Source organism: Synechococcus sp. WH 8016, from assembly GCF_000230675.1.
Taxonomy (GTDB): domain Bacteria; phylum Cyanobacteriota; class Cyanobacteriia; order PCC-6307; family Cyanobiaceae; genus Synechococcus_C.
This window is the reverse complement of sequence record NZ_AGIK01000001.1, coordinates 838,407-856,224: the sequence shown is the minus strand read 5'-3', so window position 1 is coordinate 856,224 and position 17,818 is coordinate 838,407. Positions and strand designations below refer to the sequence as shown.

The 17,818-nt window shown below is 50.7% G+C and carries 23 protein-coding genes and 1 pseudogene; 19 read left to right on the top strand and 5 right to left on the bottom strand.

Going from position 1 to position 17,818, the window contains the following annotated elements:
- Position 1: 1 nt before the first annotated feature.
- The 8 genes from SYN8016DRAFT_RS04510 to SYN8016DRAFT_RS04475 are packed head-to-tail and all read left to right on the top strand — an operon-like array spanning position 2 to position 6,768.
- Positions 2-961, top strand: a complete 960-nt coding sequence (locus SYN8016DRAFT_RS04510) for a permease (protein ID WP_006853108.1) — start codon at positions 2-4, stop codon at positions 959-961.
- A gap of 4 nt (positions 962-965) precedes the next feature.
- The gene (locus tag SYN8016DRAFT_RS04505; protein WP_006853107.1) at positions 966-1,655 is read left to right on the top strand and encodes a TIGR03943 family protein; all 690 of its coding nucleotides are present in this window, start codon (positions 966-968) and stop codon (positions 1,653-1,655) included.
- A complete protein-coding gene (locus tag SYN8016DRAFT_RS04500; protein ID WP_006853106.1) occupies positions 1,652-3,040 on the top strand; it encodes a hypothetical protein in 1,389 nt (462 codons plus the stop codon). Before SYN8016DRAFT_RS04505 ends, SYN8016DRAFT_RS04500 begins: the two co-directional genes overlap by 4 nt.
- On the top strand, positions 3,015-3,767 hold the full coding sequence (locus SYN8016DRAFT_RS04495; RefSeq protein ID WP_006853105.1) for a metal ABC transporter ATP-binding protein: 753 nt from the start codon (positions 3,015-3,017) through the stop codon (positions 3,765-3,767). Before SYN8016DRAFT_RS04500 ends, SYN8016DRAFT_RS04495 begins: the two co-directional genes overlap by 26 nt.
- 28 nt (positions 3,768-3,795) lie before the next feature.
- Entirely contained in the window at positions 3,796-4,542 is a 747-nt protein-coding gene (locus SYN8016DRAFT_RS04490; protein ID WP_006853104.1) for a metal ABC transporter permease, read from the top strand.
- Positions 4,543-4,591: 49 nt separating this feature from the next.
- A complete protein-coding gene (locus tag SYN8016DRAFT_RS04485; RefSeq protein WP_006853103.1) occupies positions 4,592-5,488 on the top strand; it encodes a metal ABC transporter substrate-binding protein in 897 nt (298 codons plus the stop codon).
- Positions 5,489-5,526: 38 nt separating this feature from the next.
- Positions 5,527-6,465: a hypothetical protein gene (locus SYN8016DRAFT_RS04480; protein ID WP_006853102.1), complete on the top strand. Its 939-nt coding sequence runs from the start codon at positions 5,527-5,529 to the stop codon at positions 6,463-6,465.
- A gap of 39 nt (positions 6,466-6,504) precedes the next feature.
- Positions 6,505-6,768, top strand: a complete 264-nt coding sequence (locus SYN8016DRAFT_RS04475) for a 2TM domain-containing protein (RefSeq protein ID WP_006853101.1) — start codon at positions 6,505-6,507, stop codon at positions 6,766-6,768.
- Positions 6,769-7,049: 281 nt separating this feature from the next.
- Here the strand turns inward: SYN8016DRAFT_RS04475 and SYN8016DRAFT_RS04465 are convergent, their stop codons facing one another.
- Positions 7,050-7,535, bottom strand: coding sequence for a hypothetical protein (locus SYN8016DRAFT_RS04465; RefSeq protein ID WP_006853099.1), 486 nt, complete (start codon positions 7,533-7,535; stop codon positions 7,050-7,052).
- Positions 7,536-7,877: 342 nt separating this feature from the next.
- Positions 7,878-8,255 carry a hypothetical protein gene (locus tag SYN8016DRAFT_RS04460; RefSeq protein ID WP_006853098.1) on the bottom strand — a complete coding sequence of 126 codons (378 nt, stop codon included), beginning with the start codon at positions 8,253-8,255 and terminating at the stop codon, positions 7,878-7,880.
- A gap of 73 nt (positions 8,256-8,328) precedes the next feature.
- Between SYN8016DRAFT_RS04460 and SYN8016DRAFT_RS04455 the strand changes: the two genes are divergently transcribed.
- The 3 genes from SYN8016DRAFT_RS04455 (at position 8,329) to SYN8016DRAFT_RS04440 (ending at position 10,325) form a co-directional block, all read left to right on the top strand.
- Positions 8,329-8,628, top strand: coding sequence for a hypothetical protein (locus SYN8016DRAFT_RS04455; protein WP_006853097.1), 300 nt, complete (start codon positions 8,329-8,331; stop codon positions 8,626-8,628).
- A gap of 409 nt (positions 8,629-9,037) precedes the next feature.
- On the top strand, positions 9,038-9,550 hold the full coding sequence (locus SYN8016DRAFT_RS04450) for a hypothetical protein (protein WP_006853095.1): 513 nt from the start codon (positions 9,038-9,040) through the stop codon (positions 9,548-9,550).
- Between the two features lie 586 nt (positions 9,551-10,136).
- The gene (locus tag SYN8016DRAFT_RS04440) at positions 10,137-10,325 is read left to right on the top strand and encodes a hypothetical protein (RefSeq protein WP_006853093.1); all 189 of its coding nucleotides are present in this window, start codon (positions 10,137-10,139) and stop codon (positions 10,323-10,325) included.
- A 117-nt stretch (positions 10,326-10,442) separates the two neighbouring features.
- On the opposite strand, the gene SYN8016DRAFT_RS04435 is transcribed toward SYN8016DRAFT_RS04440, so the two are convergent.
- Positions 10,443-11,039 (bottom strand): PCC domain-containing protein, encoded by a 597-nt coding sequence (locus SYN8016DRAFT_RS04435; protein WP_006853092.1) that lies wholly within the window; start codon positions 11,037-11,039, stop codon positions 10,443-10,445.
- Positions 11,040-11,132: 93 nt separating this feature from the next.
- Between SYN8016DRAFT_RS04435 and SYN8016DRAFT_RS04430 the strand changes: the two genes are divergently transcribed.
- The gene (locus SYN8016DRAFT_RS04430; protein WP_006853091.1) at positions 11,133-11,369 is read left to right on the top strand and encodes a CopG family transcriptional regulator; all 237 of its coding nucleotides are present in this window, start codon (positions 11,133-11,135) and stop codon (positions 11,367-11,369) included.
- 8 nt (positions 11,370-11,377) lie between these two features.
- Here the strand turns inward: SYN8016DRAFT_RS04430 and SYN8016DRAFT_RS04425 are convergent, their stop codons facing one another.
- Positions 11,378-12,442, bottom strand: a complete 1,065-nt coding sequence (locus SYN8016DRAFT_RS04425; RefSeq protein WP_006853090.1) for a transporter substrate-binding domain-containing protein — start codon at positions 12,440-12,442, stop codon at positions 11,378-11,380.
- Positions 12,443-12,753: 311 nt separating this feature from the next.
- On the opposite strand from SYN8016DRAFT_RS04425, the gene pdeM reads away from it, so the two are divergent.
- The 7 genes and pseudogenes from pdeM to SYN8016DRAFT_RS04400 all read left to right on the top strand — a co-directional run bounded on the left by pdeM (position 12,754) and on the right by SYN8016DRAFT_RS04400 (position 17,369).
- Positions 12,754-13,482 (top strand): ligase-associated DNA damage response endonuclease PdeM, encoded by a 729-nt coding sequence (gene pdeM / locus SYN8016DRAFT_RS04420; protein ID WP_050802712.1) that lies wholly within the window; start codon positions 12,754-12,756, stop codon positions 13,480-13,482.
- Positions 13,479-14,984: a hypothetical protein gene (locus SYN8016DRAFT_RS04415; RefSeq protein WP_006853087.1), complete on the top strand. Its 1,506-nt coding sequence runs from the start codon at positions 13,479-13,481 to the stop codon at positions 14,982-14,984. The genes pdeM and SYN8016DRAFT_RS04415 overlap by 4 nt, the downstream gene beginning before the upstream one ends.
- Positions 14,985-15,073: 89 nt before the next feature.
- Positions 15,074-15,274 (top strand): hypothetical protein, encoded by a 201-nt coding sequence (locus tag SYN8016DRAFT_RS04410; protein ID WP_006853086.1) that lies wholly within the window; start codon positions 15,074-15,076, stop codon positions 15,272-15,274.
- Positions 15,275-15,868: 594 nt separating this feature from the next.
- Positions 15,869-15,976, top strand: a complete 108-nt coding sequence (locus tag SYN8016DRAFT_RS16020) for a DUF4278 domain-containing protein (protein WP_071778020.1) — start codon at positions 15,869-15,871, stop codon at positions 15,974-15,976.
- A 172-nt stretch (positions 15,977-16,148) separates the two neighbouring features.
- A complete protein-coding gene (locus tag SYN8016DRAFT_RS04405; RefSeq protein WP_006853085.1) occupies positions 16,149-16,370 on the top strand; it encodes a CCRG-2 family RiPP in 222 nt (73 codons plus the stop codon).
- A 119-nt stretch (positions 16,371-16,489) separates the two neighbouring features.
- Positions 16,490-16,651: pseudogene (locus tag SYN8016DRAFT_RS14405) on the top strand (DUF3104 domain-containing protein); the annotation flags it as partial.
- Between the two features lie 379 nt (positions 16,652-17,030).
- Positions 17,031-17,369, top strand: coding sequence for a DUF805 domain-containing protein (locus tag SYN8016DRAFT_RS04400; RefSeq protein WP_006853083.1), 339 nt, complete (start codon positions 17,031-17,033; stop codon positions 17,367-17,369).
- 166 nt (positions 17,370-17,535) lie between these two features.
- Here the strand turns inward: SYN8016DRAFT_RS04400 and SYN8016DRAFT_RS04395 are convergent, their stop codons facing one another.
- A complete protein-coding gene (locus SYN8016DRAFT_RS04395; protein WP_006853082.1) occupies positions 17,536-17,814 on the bottom strand; it encodes a hypothetical protein in 279 nt (92 codons plus the stop codon).
- Between the last annotated feature and the right edge of the window lie 4 nt (positions 17,815-17,818).

Sequence of the window (17,818 nt, the reverse complement as noted above, 5' to 3'; positions counted from 1 at the left end):
GATGACACGTTTCGCCACTGGCTGGGCCATTTTTCAAGGTCTGTTAATCGAAGCGCTCCCCTTCTTGCTTCTGGGCGTTGCGATTGCTGGTTTGGCGAGATGGCTGGTACCCCAGTCGTCATGGATCAAGCGATTGCCACGCCACCCGCTTCTGGCCCCAGTTGTTGGGGCTTTGCTCGGATTTGCTTTGCCCGCCTGTGAATGCGGGAATGTTCCCGTTGCACGACGTCTGCTTGCAAGCGGAGCACCGCTGGGCACTGGTTTTGGTTTTTTGTTTGCAGCGCCAGTTCTTAATCCGATCGTGTTAGCGAGCACTTGGGCAGCCTTTCCAGATCAGACCTGGTTGCTTTGGGGACGACCCATTGGTGCCTTCCTGATTGCGATCGGGCTCAGCGCTCTTCTCGGCTTGCTGCCTGAATCACGTTTGTTGGCGTCTGCCTTGCTCGAAGAGCGAAGACTGAGTCAACCCCTCTCTCGCGTTGGACTGCTCGAACGTCGTAGTGGGCTGGTGGGTGTGGACTTCAATGCTTCGGAACGTCGGCTGGAGGAGGTTCCGCTGCGACCTGCAGAGCTGCTTCAACACAGCACGCGTGAATTCTTGAGCTTGCTCGCCCTGCTCGTGTTTGGCTGTGCCCTTGCCGCTGCGGTTCAAACCTGGTTGCCACGAAGTTGGCTCTTGGCTTTGGGGTCAGGCCCTACCGTTTCGGTGCTGGCTTTGATGGCCTTGGCACTCGTGGTTTCGGTGTGTTCCAGCGTTGATGCCTTTCTTGCGCTTGGCTTTGCAGCTCAGGTCACACCGGGAGCTTTGCTGGCCTTTCTGCTTCTTGGTCCAGTGGTCGATCTCAAGCTTGCTGGCTTGTTCACGGTGCTTCTCTCCACGCGCGCCATTGCAATCACCGCAGTTGCAGCAACGTTGTTCGTTCTTCTGATTGGCCAGTGGGTCAATCTTGTGATGCTCTAAAGCGATGCCACGTCTGAACCGGATTCGACAAACGCGATACCTACCACCCCTTGTGTTGCTGCTTTGGGGATGGGTGTTGGTCTGGAGCAGTTTGTCGGCTCGTTTGGATCTGCTTCTGAATGCAATTTTTCATCCAGTGGTTGCGATTGCAGGCGTTGTTCTGATGGTGCTCGGTGCTCTTCAGCTGCGCTTTGCTTCACGCTCAAAAACGTCTCCAGCTCCTTTGAGCTGGCTGATTTCAGTTGCGGTGGCCTGTTTGGTTTTGCTGTTTCCCCCATCACCCTCCTTCAGTGATTTGGCTTCGAATCGCAGCGATAACTTGCCTGAGGCGCCGCGATTGAGTTTTTTCCTACCGCCTGAACAACGCACGTTGACCGAATGGGTGCGGCTGCTCCGCAGTCAACCCGATCCCAATTTGCATGCAGGCGATCCCGTGCGAATTAGCGGCTTTGTGCTTCAACGTCCAGGGATGCAACCCCAGCTCGCCCGTCTCACCGTGCGTTGCTGCCTGGCTGATGCCACCCCTGCTGGACTGCCGATTGAATGGCCTGAGAACGCGGATCCAAAGCCGGATCAATGGCTGGCCATCGAGGGGACGATGACAACGCAGACCCAGGATGGACTTCTGATCAATGTGGTCAAACCCACCACGATTCAATCCATCCCGCGACCTGAGCGGCCTTTGGAACCATGAGCTCAAAGGGGGTTGGCCCATCAACGGGCAAGGTTCGACTCTTGAGCATGGCTCTGCTGGGCTTGGGTCTTGTCGCTTTGGTGCAGCAGCAGATTTTGCTGCGTCGTCCCCCGCGTTTGCGATCCGTCGCGATTCAATCCATTCGTTCAGGTGCTGCAGCCCTTGACGTGCGTTTCAGTCGGACGATGAACCGCGCGTCGGTGGCTGAAAATAGTCGTCTTGTCCCCCATCAGCCCCATCAGTGGTTTGGCCAACAGGATCAGTTCCGCCTGCTGCTCGATCCTGATGCCCTGATTCGTTCGCCCCAGAAGCTTGTTCTTGCTGGTGATGATCAACGGGGGCTGGTCCTGCCTAGCCGTTCACTTTGGTGGGATCCTCGTTCGTCTCTCGTGGCAGTGATGGTCGAGAAGGAGGGAGAGCAGGTGAAATTGCGCCGCAAGGATGGCAGTTGGTTGCCGCTGTCGTCTATTGAGCAGCGCATTCTTCAGCTTGAGCCCTTGGGCAATGGAGGGGGCGTTGCCTTCGTGACCGATAACGATGCTTCCAAGCTTGAGGTGTTGCTTCGCCAGCTCACTCCGCGGGCCATTAGCCATCAAGCGGAAGGATTGGCAGATCCCCTCCCAGGTGCCATCCAATCCTTGGCGTCTGGGTCACTTTTGTTTGCCCACTTAAGTAGCAATCAGCGAGGGGAATTACTCGTGCAGGTGGGAGGTGTTGAAGCTGGTAGCGATCGAACCTGGGTTCGTTCAGCTAACGCCAAACGCCGTGACCTCAACCTGGAGGTTGCGGGCGCGATCCGTCTGCTTCCGGATGGCAGCGGAATGGTTGTTCCTTCCTATGACGGTCTTGATCTCTTGCCCATGAACCCTGATGGGAAAGGAACTTCTCCCCAAAGCCTCCCCGGCAGCCGCGAACTCAAGTCGTTTTGCTCTGGTTCCGGCCGTGCGGTGTTGTTGAGAAATTGGCCTGATTACCGACGTTCGATTGAGCTGGTGATTCCCGGACAACCTCCACGAGAGGTCTGGTTGGGGGAGGCGGGGGTCATGGCCACAGCTTGTGATAACCGGGGAGAAAATATTTGGATTGTTCTTCGCGATGCAGAGCCAACCCTTCAAGACGAATTACTCCTTGTCAATAGCTCTGGATCAGTCCTCAAGCGAAGGACTATTCCGGGATGGTTTTTAGCTTCAGGAGCTGTTCTTGATGTGGATCCCGCCACGAATCGTCTTCTTACGGTGATGACGAATGACGATGGCGAGAGACGTCGAGTTGCCCTCATTGATGGCAGCAGTTTGGATTTTGAACTCCTTAATCCACAAGTTGTGTTGGCACGATGGTTGCCTGCGGCTGGTGAGTTGGATGAATTTCATCCAGTCCGTCGATAGGTTGAGCCAACTTGATGGTTCGATTTTGGGAGAGCCAGTTCTGAGAGCAGAGGGCGTTGATGTGCAATACGGCGATCGTGTTGTGCTCGAAAACGTGGCAATGACGCTGCACTCAGGCACGTTGACGGCGCTGGTTGGTGCGAATGGAGCCGGTAAATCCACCCTGCTGCATGTGCTCCAGGGGCAACTTCGTCCCCGAGGTGGCTCGGTTTACTGCGATGGAGATCCGATCGAGGAGTGTCGCGAACGGGTGGTGTTGATGCCTCAGCGCAGTCGGATTGATTGGTCGTTTCCGATCAGCGTGCGAGATCTTGTCGATCTTGGATCGATGAATGGCCAATCTCTTGGATGTTGCGATCGGGAGGCAGCACTTCAACGCGTTGGTCTTTCCGCTCTTGCCCATCGACGCCTTGATTCTCTTTCAGGTGGACAACAGCAACGCGCGTTGCTGGCCCGTTCGCTGGTGCAACCCTCTCGAATGCTTCTCCTCGATGAACCCTGTGCCGCAATCGATCCGCCATCCCGGGATCAACTGTTGCTTCTGATGCGTCAGTTGGCTGATGCCGGTCATACCTTGTTGGTCAGCAGCCATGACTGGGGCGAAGCGCTTGATTCCTACGACAGAGTCATCGTGCTTGATCGGAGTGTTCTTGCCGATGGACCTCCCGCTGAGGTGAGGCGCTCTCTCAAGGGTTTGGTTAATCCGGGGAATCATCACTGTGGATGAGGTTGTTTTTTGGTTGATACCTCTGCTGATGGCAGTGTTGGTGGGGATTTTGTGTCCTGTCACTGGCACGCTCTTGGTGACCCAACGCCGGGTGCTTCAGGCCAATCTCATTTCCCATGCCGTGCTTCCAGGATTGGCGCTCTCGGTTGCCTTCGGCTTTGATCCAGCCTTGGGGGGCGTGGTAAGCGGCATCCTTGGGGCCTTACTGGCGGAACGATTGCAGCGCAGCTCGAAGCTGAACGGGGAAGCGGTGATCAATACGGTGCTTGCTGGCTTTCTTGGCCTCGGAGTTCTGCTCATCCCTTTGCTGAGTTTGCGCCTTGACCTTGAGGCCTTGCTGTTTGGTGATTTGCTGACGGTGGGTTGGCTTGATGTGGGTCGCGTGTTGGTTGCTTGCCTGGCCTTGGCCATCCTTCTGGGCACTCGCTATCGCGAGCTTGTTTATTTGGGGGTTGATCCAGAGGGTGCTGCCTCGGCGGGATTGTCGGTGCGTGGGCTGCGGCTGGCCCTTTCTGCCGTCACAGCTGTGGTCATTGTTAGTGCCATGGCAGCGGTGGGAGTGATTTTGGTGATTGGTTTGCTGTGTGCCCCCGTGCTTCCAGGGCTTCATCGGGTGAGCAGTCTGCGCGCTGCGATGGTTCGGGCTGCATTGGTGGGTTTGGCCCTCAGTGGCGGTGGATTTCTTTTGGCCTTGCCCCTCAATCTCCCCCCCGGACCTTTGATTGGAGTGGCTTGCGTTGTGTTGCTTTGCCCACTGGCCTGGAAAAGCACCTAGGCAGCAGTTTTGAGAATGATTATCATTCTGGGAAGTTCCAAGCTTTCTTGTGCCACTGCCTGCCTCCGTACCTTTTGCCAGTGTCTTGCTGGCGGCAGCCAACACTGCGAGTCCAACAGTGGTGGCCGCGGATGGGATTCTTTGCGATCTCACGCGCACCCTTGCTGGGCCTCAAGCCAACGTGATTTGCTTGACCAAACCCGGCTCAGATCCTCACACCCTGGCGTTACGTCCAGCTGATCGAGGCAATCTCGCGAAAGCCCAACTTGTGTTGCTGAATGGATATAACCTCACGCCAGCGCTTAACAAGATCAAAACCCCTGGGGCTGTTGTAAGGGTTGGAAATAAAGCAGTCCCTAAGAACCCTCTCAAAGATCCTCACATTTGGCATGACCCAGCCAATGTGAAAGCGATGGCCAACTCCGTGGCATGGAGTTTGAAGCCCTTATTTGATGCCAAGGGTGATGCTGCAATTGATCAACGCCGAGCGAAGGTTGATGGTGTACTTGCCTCTCTTGGTGGCTGGATTGGTCAACAAATTGCCACTGTTCCACAAAAACAGCGCGTTCTGGTGACCGGGCATCGAGCTTTTTCTTTTTTGGCCAAGCGTTACGGAGTGCGTGAATTACCCGTGCTTGATGACTTCACCACGGGGGGAACGCTCCGACCCTCGAGTTTGTCTGCGATTAGCAAGTCGATCAAAGCATCTGGAAGTAAGGCCATCTTCGCTGAGTCAATTCCGCCGTCTAAAACGATGCGACGAATTAGTCGTAGCAGTGGCGTTCCAATAGCCAAGCAAGCACTTTTCGCTGATGGTCAAGCACCAGGCAAAAGTTTGGTTCAAACAGCTACGAACAATGTTTGCATTTTTGTGAATGCTCAAGGAGGTAGTTGTAATGAAGCCGCTGCTAGCAGTCTTCAAAATCAATGGTCCTCTATTAAATAATTATCTTTAATTTTACCTCATTCTATTTGACTAATTTCATGTTTTCTTCATTCAACCTACAACTCATTCGTGCTGGTATCTCAGCAGTATTCCTTGTAATTTCAACCTCATCTTTTACAGCCGTAAGAGCTCATGGCGCTGCAGGGGGCGAACAATTAGAAGCTGGAGAATTTAAAGCTTCGCCAGTCCTGACCATTGAAGGTCATGCAGGATTAGAAGATAATCTCGAAGGTCAACCAAGGCATTACGCTATTGATCTCCAGTTTGGAGGTGTTTTTGAGTGGGGGCTCGAAAATGATGGTGCTTTTGCGATTGAAGCACTGATCGGCCCAGCTGCTGTCTACGGTGAAGCGGAGCACTTTTATGGCAGAGTTGAAATCGAGGAGGAAGGTGAAGAGGAAGAAGAAGAAGAATCTGGGGCACCCTTTCGAAGGGTTGATGCAAAAGCTTATTTAGCAGCCAGATATCAGCCTAATGATCGTTTCTCTGTTTCAGTTGATTGGAAGCCTTACTACGTAACTTCTAGCATTGCCGAAGACACAAAGGGCCTTAAGCATGAAGTTGGAGCTAAACTAGCCTATGCATTTGGAGATGGTGATCTGAATTTTGCACTTGGTGACGGGCTGGAGTCAATTGCAGACGGCATCTTTATTTCAGCTGAAAATCGGAGTGGATGGGAAAGTGATGGAACTTATTTAGGGAATTACACTGATACGTGGCTTGGTTTCGGTTTCAACGTTGATTTGTTAAATGTGACTCTCACTGGAGGACCACGTTTTTACTCTCCAGGAGACTATTCGGGACTATCTCAACGAACTGACTGGGGTGGTGAAATTGCTCTTGAATACCCGATTAACGACCAAGTCGTTTTATATGCTCATTGGGAGCCCATCTATAGCACCGATGAACGTAAAGGTGGGGGATGGGGAATAGGTTGGCAGCATCATATTGGTACGGGTGTTAGCTTTAGTTTTTAATTTTTGCTAGCATTTTAGAGATTAAATCTCCTAGTATTTATGAATCATGTTGATGATATTCGCCGCTTTGCCATCAGCCGTCTTAGCCTCAAGAGGGCCTATCGGCATCAAGTGATCAATTACCTCTGGGTGAATGCTCTCTTGATTGTTGTGTGGGCTTTGAGTGGATTTGGCTTTTTCTGGCCGATCTACTCACTTCTCGGCTGGGGGGCTGCTTTGCTGATTCAAGGATGGAAAATCACTCACCCTCATCGTCACGCGTTCAGTGAAGAGGAGATCAATCGAGAGATCGAGAGAATCTGAAATCAATCGGTGTTGGGTGCGTGTCTCTTAGATCCGCACTTTGCCAACCTCCGCTTTGATCGGCTCCCTTCCGGTCCCTACAAGAATGGGGAGACGCGTGAAAATTTCAACTCGGATCCCCATTCTTGCAATCACAATGAGGGCACGACTCACAAAAAAGAAGGAAAGAACGATTGCGATCGGCCATCTCCAGCTTGCTAGAGAGTAAAAAAAATCACTCATCTGCTGATGGTATTGGATTCTCTTTGCAGTGATAGCAAGCTTTTCAGGGGATGAAATGCTTAGAGCGTTTCGGGGTTGAGTCGGCTTGGTCGGTAGGCAATCAGAAATTTCTGCACATGTCCGTTTGTTCGTTTTACGGCTGTGATCAGGTCCTCACCTGTGTTCCAGACCCAGAGCTGATCCTCATAGCTGTTTTCTTTGATTGATGTGCTGATTGGCTTGCCGTGCCGAGCACTTAAACCAGCAAGGACTTCTGTCATGTCATCCATGCTGAACTCGTAAGCCAGTGACTCCAGTCCACCTTGCTCGTTCATGTCCAACGTGAGCTGCGGAACAGGTAATTGATCGAGATGGACGTTACGAGCGATCAAGCGTTGAGAGTTGAGGTCTTCCTGTTTGATGGCACCGTGGAGGTGGTCGTTGATTTCTGATTGGGGCATTCCCCAAGCCAATCCTTCAACACAAGCGATGGCAGTGGACGGATAGATGACGAAGCAGGCCACCAGTGCGAAGGCGAAAAGTGCAGAGTGCACAGTTCGAATCATGCTCAGTTGATCAAGGGTCCAGAATCAGTCTGTTCGATTTTGGTCTTGACTTTACAAAACAAAAATGAAGCTCTTTCGCGGCGAGTGCCTGACGTCGTGCATAGATCATTTCCAATGCTTTGGAGACTTTCGAGAGCCTGAAGATGCGCTTGTTTGCGATGAATGCCTCTTTTGACGTTCCATGTACTTATGCAGTCTATTTTTTATTTGCTTTTGTCTGCCGATGTAGATCGAAAGGCTAAGGAATCTATTTTTATGGAGGTTGATTCATGGGATTTTTGTTGCTGTGTTTGGATTTTTGCTTTTGATTTCGAGATCATGTCTTGATTCAGGTCAATCTCTTTAATTGTTATGATTGTTGCACACAAATTCGCTTTCTTGTTGTGCTTGTGATTGGGGCGTTGCCCTATGCCATCGCATCTTGCTCGTAACCTCTTCTTTGCTGTAGGTGTTAATTTGGGTGATGTACCAATATCTCATCAAGATTTTGTCGTCTTTGCAGTTTACAAGAATAATGTTGTTGTCTGAGTTTTGATAGGAAAACTCGTTGTCCCCCAACCCTCTTATTTTTTTGATAGATATCTTTTTGTGTTCTTCTGATATTCCAATATCAACCCATTCTTCATTTTTTTTGTTATCTGCAGGGGCTGGGTTTAGGACTGAGAATACTGCCAATAGCAAAATAATAAAAGCTTGCCTTTTAGGGATGAAAATTTGCATTTCATTGTCCTCACTCGGCAAATTCTACAGACTCATGATTCCATTGTATTGGCCTTGGCTTCTTGGGCTTTGCATGGAGATGTTGTTTGTTGCAAGCAGCGAGTATTCGTTAGAACGCCTTGAGCTTTTGTTGATTCATTCAATATTTCTGAATAGACATGTATTCAGAGCAATTGGACTTTTTGAATCTTTGTTTGCGTCGAATATGGTGAATGACGCGATGCATGCTGCTGCCTTCAAGCAATCGTCTCTAAGTGAGCTCGTGGCTTTGAGCGATCTTGAGTTTTTCTCGTTTTCGCTTGATCCGGCCTTGCATGCACTCCTTGAGATCCATTGGCCTTACAGGGTTTTTGGGATTGAGATGCGGAATTGAGATATCTTTCGCGAAGGAATAATAAGAATTCGTCACGATCTTTTATTTGTCGTATTGTCATGGCACCTCTAGGGATAAAAGTTATGGCCGAAATTCAAAGGCGGATTCGCTTTAACACCATCAGCATGAGTGTGCTGATGATTACTATTGCCGTGGGAGTGATGACTGCGATGTGGATGTATGCGGATGGACTTGTTTAACTTCTGGCCTAAGGATCTCAGGCTTGGTTCTGTAGTTCTCTACAAAATCTTCTTTGGATGAAATTGTTGATATGATTGTTTTTGATAGTCCGTAATTGTTATTTAAATGGCGGTTGAGCGACCGTATGACCCATTGGTATCAAGCACTTTGTTGTTGACACCATGATGGAACCATTACAGCTGTCGTTTCTAACCGTTATTTTGTATGCATGACTATTTCAGAAGACCGTGTCAAGCGATTGGTGGAGCAGTTGTCTGAGCCTTTGGCTGTCGTTGCCGCTGACGTGAAAAAGCGCCTGGTATGGGATTTCAACCTTCCAGTGGCTGTCATTGATGCGCGACAAGAACCACCTGTGTTGATGCAATCGTCGGTTGGGAGTTTGGGAAATGTATTGCGCGTCTCAACCAAGATTGACCATCCCTTAATTCGTCAATTGTTTGATATTTATCCTGACCGTGGCTCTGATGCTGCTATTGATGAAATGCTAAACGGTCAGCATGGAAAAGAGTTTGCTGAAGTTTTTGATGAATATCAAGAAGAGAAAAAAGCTGGCACATTGATGTGGGGAGCTGATGATTTGGCTGGTTTTGTTGTTAAATCACGCACTTGTTTTGAAGATGACGAGTTGGCCATTGCAGCGGTCTTTCCTGCTGAGACAGGTGACAATGGTCATGCACTAGCGACATTTGGTATTCCTTGGAGATATTTTACTACCCTGTGAAATTAATTTGTTGATGTTTATTTGGCTTTCTGGCGGATTCTCAGCGGGCAATATTAACTGGATTGAATCATAATAATAATGAGCAGTGTTCCGAGTCCGATGGCCCACCAAATCCAGGGCCGATTATTTGTGCGAAATGATTGTTGATTGGCTCTGTAGGTTTGTCCTTGACCAACTGGCGTACCACAATTTGTGCAAACGATGCGTCCACCAAGGGAGCGATCGGCCCGGAGAGAGTTTGATCCACAGCGCGGGCAGGATCGATTGGACATTGACTGTTTTCTCCTGGAGTTATTAGCCCTGCAGGGTACATCCTTTGCACCAAAATTATACTCGTTCTAATCGCGCCTTCTCCCATCAGGAATGGGGTGCAGTGATTAATCTCGTCTATTTTACTCAGGCTTTTTGTGGTTAAACCCTTGCTGCGTTCATGTTGTCTGTGATAAATGCATTTTTAGTCCACGCTTGAATAGCTTTTTTGCCTTTGGTGGTCTGCCTTGGCTTGCTCAGTACCACTGCTTCGGTTACAAATGCTTCTCAAGATCCCAATGGTGTCATAGTCTCTTTTTGTGAGACACACTCGGCTATGAATTTCACAGCAAAAATTGATGCCTTGCAGCTGATGCTGACGGATCTCAGAACGCGAAACGAGCCGATTCGCCATAAAGCTGCGTTCCGCGGTTGTCAGCCTGAGTTTCAGGCGCTTGTTACGAAGTTGATTCAACAACTAGAAACTGAGTTGCTTCATGAGAAACAGCAGTTTAGAGAAAAGTAATTGTTCACCTTGAAACAACCATCCATTGTGAGAGACACTTTGTCTTTTTCTCGGTTGATGCGAGGATATTTCTTGTCTAAGTGTTGTTTAAATTCTTGATTCCGATGAGCACTGTGCTTATTTGAGTGCGATCAATTCGCCTGATCGCTGTAGCTTTTCAAGACTGTCGAAACCACCAATTGTTGTGCCGTCAATAAAGACTTGTGGGAACGTATTCATCCCACTACGTTGTTTGCATTGTTGAAAGGTGAGGTCGTTGTCAACAGTGATGACTCGATGTGGAATGTTGTAAGCCTCTAATAGGCGTAGGGCACTGTTGCACCATGGACATCCAGGAAGGACGGCGATCTCTAAGCGTGTTTTGTGGGCCCTTTGCGCTTCTTGACCCTGTTTGAGAATGCCTAGAAGTAGATCGGCACCTTTCATGATCAGCGAGCCCTGTTCGAGGTGCCCGCCCCAGACCTGACATGCTCCATCGGAGAGGCTTAAGTGGAGATGAACCCCATCGGCATCAAAGGTGCCATTTAAGGTGATGATCTCTAATTCACCTTCGAGAACGGTTGGTTTGTCGCGTCCTGGACACTGAAAAGATGCTTTTGATAAATTTCCAACCACCCCGAGTAAAAATCCGCTGATTCGTTTCTCTTGGGCTATCGCCGAAAGCGATAGCAGCAGGTCTTGGCCTGGCTCAAGATGAAGCGTCAGCGTATCCATTCGTCGAGTTGGTCTTCCCTTCAATACAAAGAGACTAACCGGAGCCAGATGTCTTAATGCGGTACGCTTTGGTCTCGCCTGCGTAACGTAATCGTGTCATTCCTCGAAAGTCTGCTCCATGAGTTGCAGGATCAGCTCCTTCCTGGGGACCCTGCAATCAGCGCAGGTCAAGTGGCCGAGGCAGCCACGTCCGAGCGGCTTAACGTGACGCTTCCGGCTGGCATTATGAATCGGCTTAAGCAGCAGGCTCTGAAGGAGGGGAGGAGCTGCAGCAGCTTGGCAACATTTTTGATCGAAGATGGTTTAAGACGGCACACGGTTATTCAATAAGAGAATTCCTAGTCCAATAATCTATTTTCAATACGTTCTGTTTCTCCATTCCGTTCCATTCCTAGCAGTTCAATATTTAATGGATTCCTCAATGGGCTTCCCATTGGTAGGACGAATCCGTAGGTTTGGACGGCTAGTGGAAAGTTGGCTAATTTCAAATGACTCTCTTTGTTTTCTTTGAGATAGTGGCGTAGGGGGGCTTCGTCGAAGATAATTCCTTCCACCTTTCCCTCCTTTAAGATTTCGATTGCTTCGTTGAGATTTTTGGTTAGGAATGGATTGATTTCATATAATCTCCCCCATTTTAGGCTTGTTGTTCCTTCTACGACGGCTATTCGTTTTCCCCTTAAATCACCTTTGTTTCGAATGGATGAAGGTGCCAGTTCCGCTAGTGACAATGTAAATGCTGATGCAAGACCAGCGGTGATTGATGAAACCGCTACCAGTGACATCACCATCCAAACACCAGCAATTGTGCGTCCACTTCTTGAAAGTGGTGCCCGATCGCCGTATCCGACCGTGGTGAGAGTGACCAGCCCAAACCACATTCCGTTCCCAACGCCATGCAGGTATTCACGAGGAAACTGTTCCGTGTTTTTACGTCGCTCAGCTAGCCATATGAGATTTCCAAAAATGAATAGAAGAGAAACTAAGATGCCAACCGATGACAAAGCTGCCCAGCCAATAAAAGGTCGTAGACGTGCAATCAGTCCTGGCGCCTTTTTGGGGATGAGTAATCCTTCGTAGCCATGGAAATAGGGTTGGGTGAAATCGATCTTTGGATTGGCTAATCGCTTTGGAGTAATGCTGATGGGGCCAATGGCTAGATCAATGCTGCCCTCTGCGACAGCTTGCACATTTGCATTCGTGTTCGTGTGAACAACAAATTTGTACTGGTGATCGAGACGGTTGGCGACGTCTTTCCAGATTTCAATACTGATCCCACTCAGCACACCATCCTTTTCCATCACAAAGGGAGGCGATCCGCTAACTCCCACGCGCAACTCTTTGGCGAATCCCTGAATGGGAAGCGAAATCAGGACGATTCCCGTTAATAGAAGAGTACGGATCACTGTGACCTCGTCTGGTTAGCCCCTTTCAAGGCGTCGAATAATCAAACCCATGGCCATTAACGATCCAAGGAGGGCCAGTAGCAATGCCAGGGTCATCAATTCAATGCGTCTTACTCCAAAGACTCTCATCACAGCTGTCTTCAGGGAACTCCCTAAGCAAGGGATGTGTGATATCTGCAATCAAATGGCTGTTGGAAACCCGTGCTGTGGGATTGGAGGGTCTTGGCAGAAATCCTTTCTGCTTTCCTGGCTTTCACCGGCCTGCTGAAGACGTCAGGATGGTGTGAAGGGGTCACCTTTTGAGTGCAGAGTTGAGCCGATTACGAAACGGTGTCCCTTCGCGAGAAGGGTATGGCACGTCCTGGAGCTGGGAGCAGGAGCGGCTTGAGTTGCTCCCTGAGAAAGCTCTCTGGCGTCCTGAAGGGCGTGAACTCCTGATTGCCGATCTGCATTTGGGTAAGGCCGAGGTGTTTCAAGCCCACGGCATCCCCCTGCCCAGTGATGGCGATCGCGGCACGCTCAATCCACTGTTGGATCTCTGCGCGCGCGTGAAGCCCAAGACCCTGATCATCCTTGGTGATTTGGTTCATGGTCCGCTTGGCTTGACCCACCCTCTACGCGAGACGTTGAAGGCATTGCCTGAGCTCACCGGTTGTGCCATCACCCTGGTGGGGGGGAACCATGATCGACCCTGCCAACTTGTGGGGATGCCTCAGCATCCGAGCTATCAACTCGGACAGCTTTGGTTGAGCCATGAGCCTGAGCATCCACCGGATCATTCCAGCCAAAAAGCTTGTTTGCTTAATATCTGCGGGCACATTCATCCCGTTGCGACCCTCAGTTTTGGGGGTGATCGCCTTCGACTTCCCTGCTTTGCCTACGACGCCACTGAGGAAAGAATGTTGATTCCATCCTTTGGTGAGTTGACGGGAGGACATGAATGCGGTCAGCTTGATCGCAAGTGGCTGGTGGCTGAGGGCACCATCGTTCCTTGGCAGAACCCCGAATCCCGAGCTCGAAAAGGAAGGCTGGTCCGGTGATTCGAAATCGGACGTCCGTTTCTGCTGCAGACACTTCCTCTCAGAAAAAGAAACGTAAGCGCAAACCCACGCCCCAGCGTTCACGCCTTTGGCGAAAGCGCTGGTTGATTGTCGTGATTCCAGTCACGGTGTTTGCGGGCCTGATTGCTCTTGCGCCCGGAACCCCCGAAAAAAAGCAGACGTCCCCTGAGCTCGAGCCTGTTGAAACGTCTAATGCGTTAGCAGGGCCTTTTGCATACCAACCAGACGATGAGGTGTATGCCCTTGATTTCGATCCTCGCGATGTGCGCCTAGGCCTGCTTGAGGGCTGGGATCGCGAACAGGATGCCTTTGAAGATACCGCCGCTCTGGCCTACGTCTCTGGACCGATGTATGAGCGGCATATCGATGAGTTTGGGCAGGAAATCACCGTTCCACTCGGTGACTTGAAACTTGGGAGCAGGGTCTGGCGTGGACGCAATCGAACGGCCTCAAGGCAACGGGCCTTCATTGGCATCCTCAAGGATGGAAGCGTTGACTTTGGATACGGAGAATTAACCCCCGCCCGGGCGAAGACCTACGACATGTTTGTGGGCGGTCTGCACAGCATTTACAACGACCTGGAGGAGCCACCTGAGAGCTACAAGGGGGCTTACAGCATCAGCATGGGGCAACGGATTCGTTACTACCTGCCACGCATTCGCATGGTCTACGGCTTGAAATCTGATGGCCGAATCGAAATGCTGATGAGCAAGGATGGCCTCACGCTGGAGCAGACGAAGGATTTGGCCCGCAGGCGGGGTCTTGTGGCGGCCTACATGCCCGACCACGCATCCAAAAGTCGTCTGATTATTCCGGGAGTGAAAGGTTTCACGGAGGAGGACGCCAACTGGATTAGTGGTGGCGCCACCAGTTTTGTGCATGTTCCCTACTTGCTCAGATTGAGTGAGCGTCGTGTCCCGCTGAAAGGTGGGCTGATGGCTGACTTGACCCGACGGATCGAAAGCAGCAAGCGCTGTGAAGGCCCATCGGACTGCGCCTTTTTCTATGGGGGGCAGCTGATGGATCGCGCCTTGGCTGGTTTGAACCGTGTCATGGAGCAAGGTGTTGAGCCGATTGCGCGCATGATCTGGGCACCTAAGCCCTCACCACGCCTCGATCACAACCAGACCACGCCTGTCACCGAAACGCTTCCTACCAGGCAACCGCTCCGGGAACCACCGATTACTGCTGACCCACTTGTGCTCCGAGAACGGCCTGATGTGGAGGCCGAGCAGGACGAGTCGTTCCAATCAGATGCTGAGACCCAGCCATGGGATTTCGATCTGCCTCCGGATTTACCGCCACCTGTGTTGCTTCAGGAGGATCAGATCCTTCCAGAGGATCCGGAAGCGTGGCCTCAGCCCATCCCTCCAGCCCCTGCGCTCAAGGAACCGGAACCGGTGTCCTCAGCTGATGAGCAGGAGAGCATCATCTATGGAGCACCACCTCCTCCAGTGCTTCCTCCTCCGCCTTTGCCCTGAGGCTGCTGATACCGCGTGGAATGGATCCTCTGACATCTCTGGCTTTTGGGCCGACAGCACGAGATAACTTGGTGATCTTCATCAGATCAATGCCTCAATTCCTCCTCCGCGATGGCTCCCGCGTCACTGTGGAATCAGACCCAGCTGCGTTTGACGTGTGCAGCTATGAGAAAGCCTCTGGTGGTGCGGTGCATGCGGTCCTCTCCCCCCAGGCTGAGAAGGCCGTTCTTCGATCAGTGGATCTGGACAATCTCGTTGGATTGACCAAGACCGCCCCCTCCTTGCTCTGAGGGCGCTGCTTCCATGCCTTGATCTGCCATGCCTTGATTGGCCATGGCTTGATCGGCGATTGTTTGACTTGATCTTTCTTGAGGCTTGAGGCCGCATTCAGGGCAGGCATGCCTCAGCCCCGAATGGAAATGTCCGCAATGGATGCAGCAAATCAAAGCCATTGCTCAGCTCGCTCTCGATCACTGAATTCTCGTTGCCTTCCTTGAGACGACAACCAAGTTGAGTGATTTGACTTAAACCAAGCGTTAGAAAACCCGATGAGTCCGGGCTGGCGTTTGGTTGCGAGCCTTAAGCCTCTCCCCTTGTGGGTGGAGGCTTTTGTTTGTTTTGTATCTTGTAAGCACAAAATCATGGCTTGAACGAAAACTCTGTAGTGAGTTGAACAATGGCTGTGTAGCTTTCAGTTTTGTTTTGTATTCGTAAGGCACATAAAATCGCCTTCTTTGTATCATTCTGAACGCGATTTGTGTTGACTTGATCGGTATAAAAGAGTGGTAGCTCATCTACTCCTAACGTTCACCTCGTAACCCCATCTGCGAGGCGCAGACAATCCAGGCCAAGGAACGGGGGCCTGTCTTTCTGAGGAACCTCTCATGACTTTGACCTATCGTGGCAAGCAGTATGCACCCGCTAAGAGTGCATCGAGCATCGCTTCTAATAAGATCCGTCTTACTTATAGGGGCGTTGTTTACGCCAAGTGATTGAGTCAGTTCACTTCAAGCTTCCCTCACCGAATCGGTGGGGGTTTTTTATTGCCTTAAGCGTCTGTGAGCAAGATCACAGATCGGCTTGAGGCTGGTCATCATCTACTCCAAGCATTTGAGAGATGGTATGTGCATCGGAGGGAATCACCTCCACCGCAACTTCAAACCAATGAACAACACCGAACTCACTCTTGATCAGCTTCAAACCATCGCTGGTGGAGGTGTTTTTGCAAAACTAGATGGTATTAAAGGCGGCGTTGAATGCAAAGTCCCCCCATCTGTAGAGGACGTTTTCCTTGCGCCATTAGGTGGTGAAGATGTTTTCAGCGGCGGCAAGATGGAGGCTAAAGGAAGTTATATTGTGGGTGATAATCACTTCCGAGCTTTGTAAGAAGAATGTCAAAAAAGACTTCGCTTGTGATGGCGAAGTCTTTTTTTTGGAGATTAAAGAGTGGCAAAGCTGGAATGAGACCTTGTTTAGAACTTGCTTAGCCGTTCAACGACAACTGGTGGATGGGGCAGGTCGTCTTCTGTGAAGAAGGTGCTCATGATCCAAAGGTCAACACGCTGTTTCCGGTGTCCAGCGTCGATGACGGGTTGATCACCTGGGTCAACGCTGATGAGGTGACACACGTTGTCCGCCCGCCCGATGGACCGGCGCTCAAGGCTTGAGGTCGCTTAGGCGTTTGCTGCCAGGTTTGCGAAGGCTGCCATCACCATGATCGCGATGATCACCGTGCCGCCAAAGAAGGCGATGTTGGGATTGCGGTTCATCCTCTGATCCTGAGTGCCGCCACCCTAGTCAGATCGCTTTACATTCCGTTACGTACGTATTAGGTTCCTCGCGGCGACCTTTGAACGGGATCCGCAAAGAGAAAGGTCCTCGTGCAAGGGGACCTTTTTTAATGTCTGCTTCTGAGCGGTGGCAGTATTTGCTGACCACTTGATGGACTGCTCGTGAAATAAAAAAGACTCTTTGGAAAAGTGAACCTTTGGTTTACGACCAATCTGATGACCTGTAGAACAGAGAACAAATAAACAGCGTCGATTAATGGAGCCGGTTGAAGCATTCACCACTGCTTGGAGGAGGTCATTTAACTACAGCGGCAGAGCAACAAGAGCCGAGTATTGGTGGTTCTGTCTCTTGGCGTACTTGATTCAATTTTTTTTGCCTTTGCTTTTGGCTTTTGTTCCTGCAATTGGTGCAGGTCCAGTCTTTGTCTATGGGCTCGCACAAATATTTCCGACTATCTCGATTACTGTTCGTCGGCTTCGCGATATAGGCAAAGACTGGAAGTGGCTATTTATTAGCTTTGTCCCATTCATTGGTATTTTCTGGCTTATTTATTTGCTGTGCCAACCCAGCGGCCGTTATGAAAAGGAAGTTTAGCCTATTGTTTAATCATTAGATGGACTGGCGCTCAACGCTTGGAAACGACCGACTCGTTTTGCTCTAACGCTTGTTGAATACAAGCTTTGTCCCTTGTTATCAGGCGGTTAACCTCGGAATGCACCGCTGCACAGGCAGGCACGACGGATGTGCTGCAGCTAGCTGATTATCGAGTGAACAATCCATTGCAATCACCTTTGGGGGGATTGCTGAAACACACATTGTCTGGAGACCAATAGCCCACGGCAGGAAATTTCAGGCCTTTACGGCGGGCTTCAGCGTTCACCGCATCAGCACCAGGGGCTGTAATCAGCACATGGCCAGGGGCTTCAACTTGATCTAAAAACTTTTGCTCCGGCATCTCTTGGCTCGATGAGCCTTGAGCTGAAAGGGGGGCGGCGATGCAGGCTGAAATCGCAACCAGAAGAAGTGGATTTAAACGCATGGCT

Bases quoted from the DNA above. Each gene is read 5' to 3' on its own strand.
- SYN8016DRAFT_RS04510 (WP_006853108.1), top strand. From the start codon at position 2: ATGACACGTTTCGCCACTGGCTGGGCCATTTTTCAAGGTCTGTTAATC.
- SYN8016DRAFT_RS04505 (WP_006853107.1), top strand. From the start codon at position 966: ATGCCACGTCTGAACCGGATTCGACAAACGCGATACCTACCACCCCTT.
- SYN8016DRAFT_RS04500 (WP_006853106.1), top strand. From the start codon at position 1,652: ATGAGCTCAAAGGGGGTTGGCCCATCAACGGGCAAGGTTCGACTCTTG.
- SYN8016DRAFT_RS04495 (WP_006853105.1), top strand. From the start codon at position 3,015: ATGAATTTCATCCAGTCCGTCGATAGGTTGAGCCAACTTGATGGTTCG.
- SYN8016DRAFT_RS04490 (WP_006853104.1), top strand. From the start codon at position 3,796: ATGGCAGTGTTGGTGGGGATTTTGTGTCCTGTCACTGGCACGCTCTTG.
- SYN8016DRAFT_RS04480 (WP_006853102.1), top strand. From the start codon at position 5,527: ATGTTTTCTTCATTCAACCTACAACTCATTCGTGCTGGTATCTCAGCA.
- SYN8016DRAFT_RS04475 (WP_006853101.1), top strand. From the start codon at position 6,505: ATGAATCATGTTGATGATATTCGCCGCTTTGCCATCAGCCGTCTTAGC.
- SYN8016DRAFT_RS04465 (WP_006853099.1), bottom strand. From the start codon at position 7,535: ATGATTCGAACTGTGCACTCTGCACTTTTCGCCTTCGCACTGGTGGCC.
- SYN8016DRAFT_RS04460 (WP_006853098.1), bottom strand. From the start codon at position 8,255: ATGCAAATTTTCATCCCTAAAAGGCAAGCTTTTATTATTTTGCTATTG.
- SYN8016DRAFT_RS04455 (WP_006853097.1), top strand. From the start codon at position 8,329: ATGGAGATGTTGTTTGTTGCAAGCAGCGAGTATTCGTTAGAACGCCTT.
- SYN8016DRAFT_RS04450 (WP_006853095.1), top strand. From the start codon at position 9,038: ATGACTATTTCAGAAGACCGTGTCAAGCGATTGGTGGAGCAGTTGTCT.
- SYN8016DRAFT_RS04440 (WP_006853093.1), top strand. From the start codon at position 10,137: ATGAATTTCACAGCAAAAATTGATGCCTTGCAGCTGATGCTGACGGAT.
- SYN8016DRAFT_RS04435 (WP_006853092.1), bottom strand. From the start codon at position 11,039: ATGGATACGCTGACGCTTCATCTTGAGCCAGGCCAAGACCTGCTGCTA.
- SYN8016DRAFT_RS04410 (WP_006853086.1), top strand. From the start codon at position 15,074: ATGCCTCAATTCCTCCTCCGCGATGGCTCCCGCGTCACTGTGGAATCA.
- SYN8016DRAFT_RS16020 (WP_071778020.1), top strand. From the start codon at position 15,869: ATGACTTTGACCTATCGTGGCAAGCAGTATGCACCCGCTAAGAGTGCA.
- SYN8016DRAFT_RS04405 (WP_006853085.1), top strand. From the start codon at position 16,149: ATGAACAACACCGAACTCACTCTTGATCAGCTTCAAACCATCGCTGGT.
- SYN8016DRAFT_RS04400 (WP_006853083.1), top strand. From the start codon at position 17,031: ATGGAGCCGGTTGAAGCATTCACCACTGCTTGGAGGAGGTCATTTAAC.
- SYN8016DRAFT_RS04395 (WP_006853082.1), bottom strand. From the start codon at position 17,814: ATGCGTTTAAATCCACTTCTTCTGGTTGCGATTTCAGCCTGCATCGCC.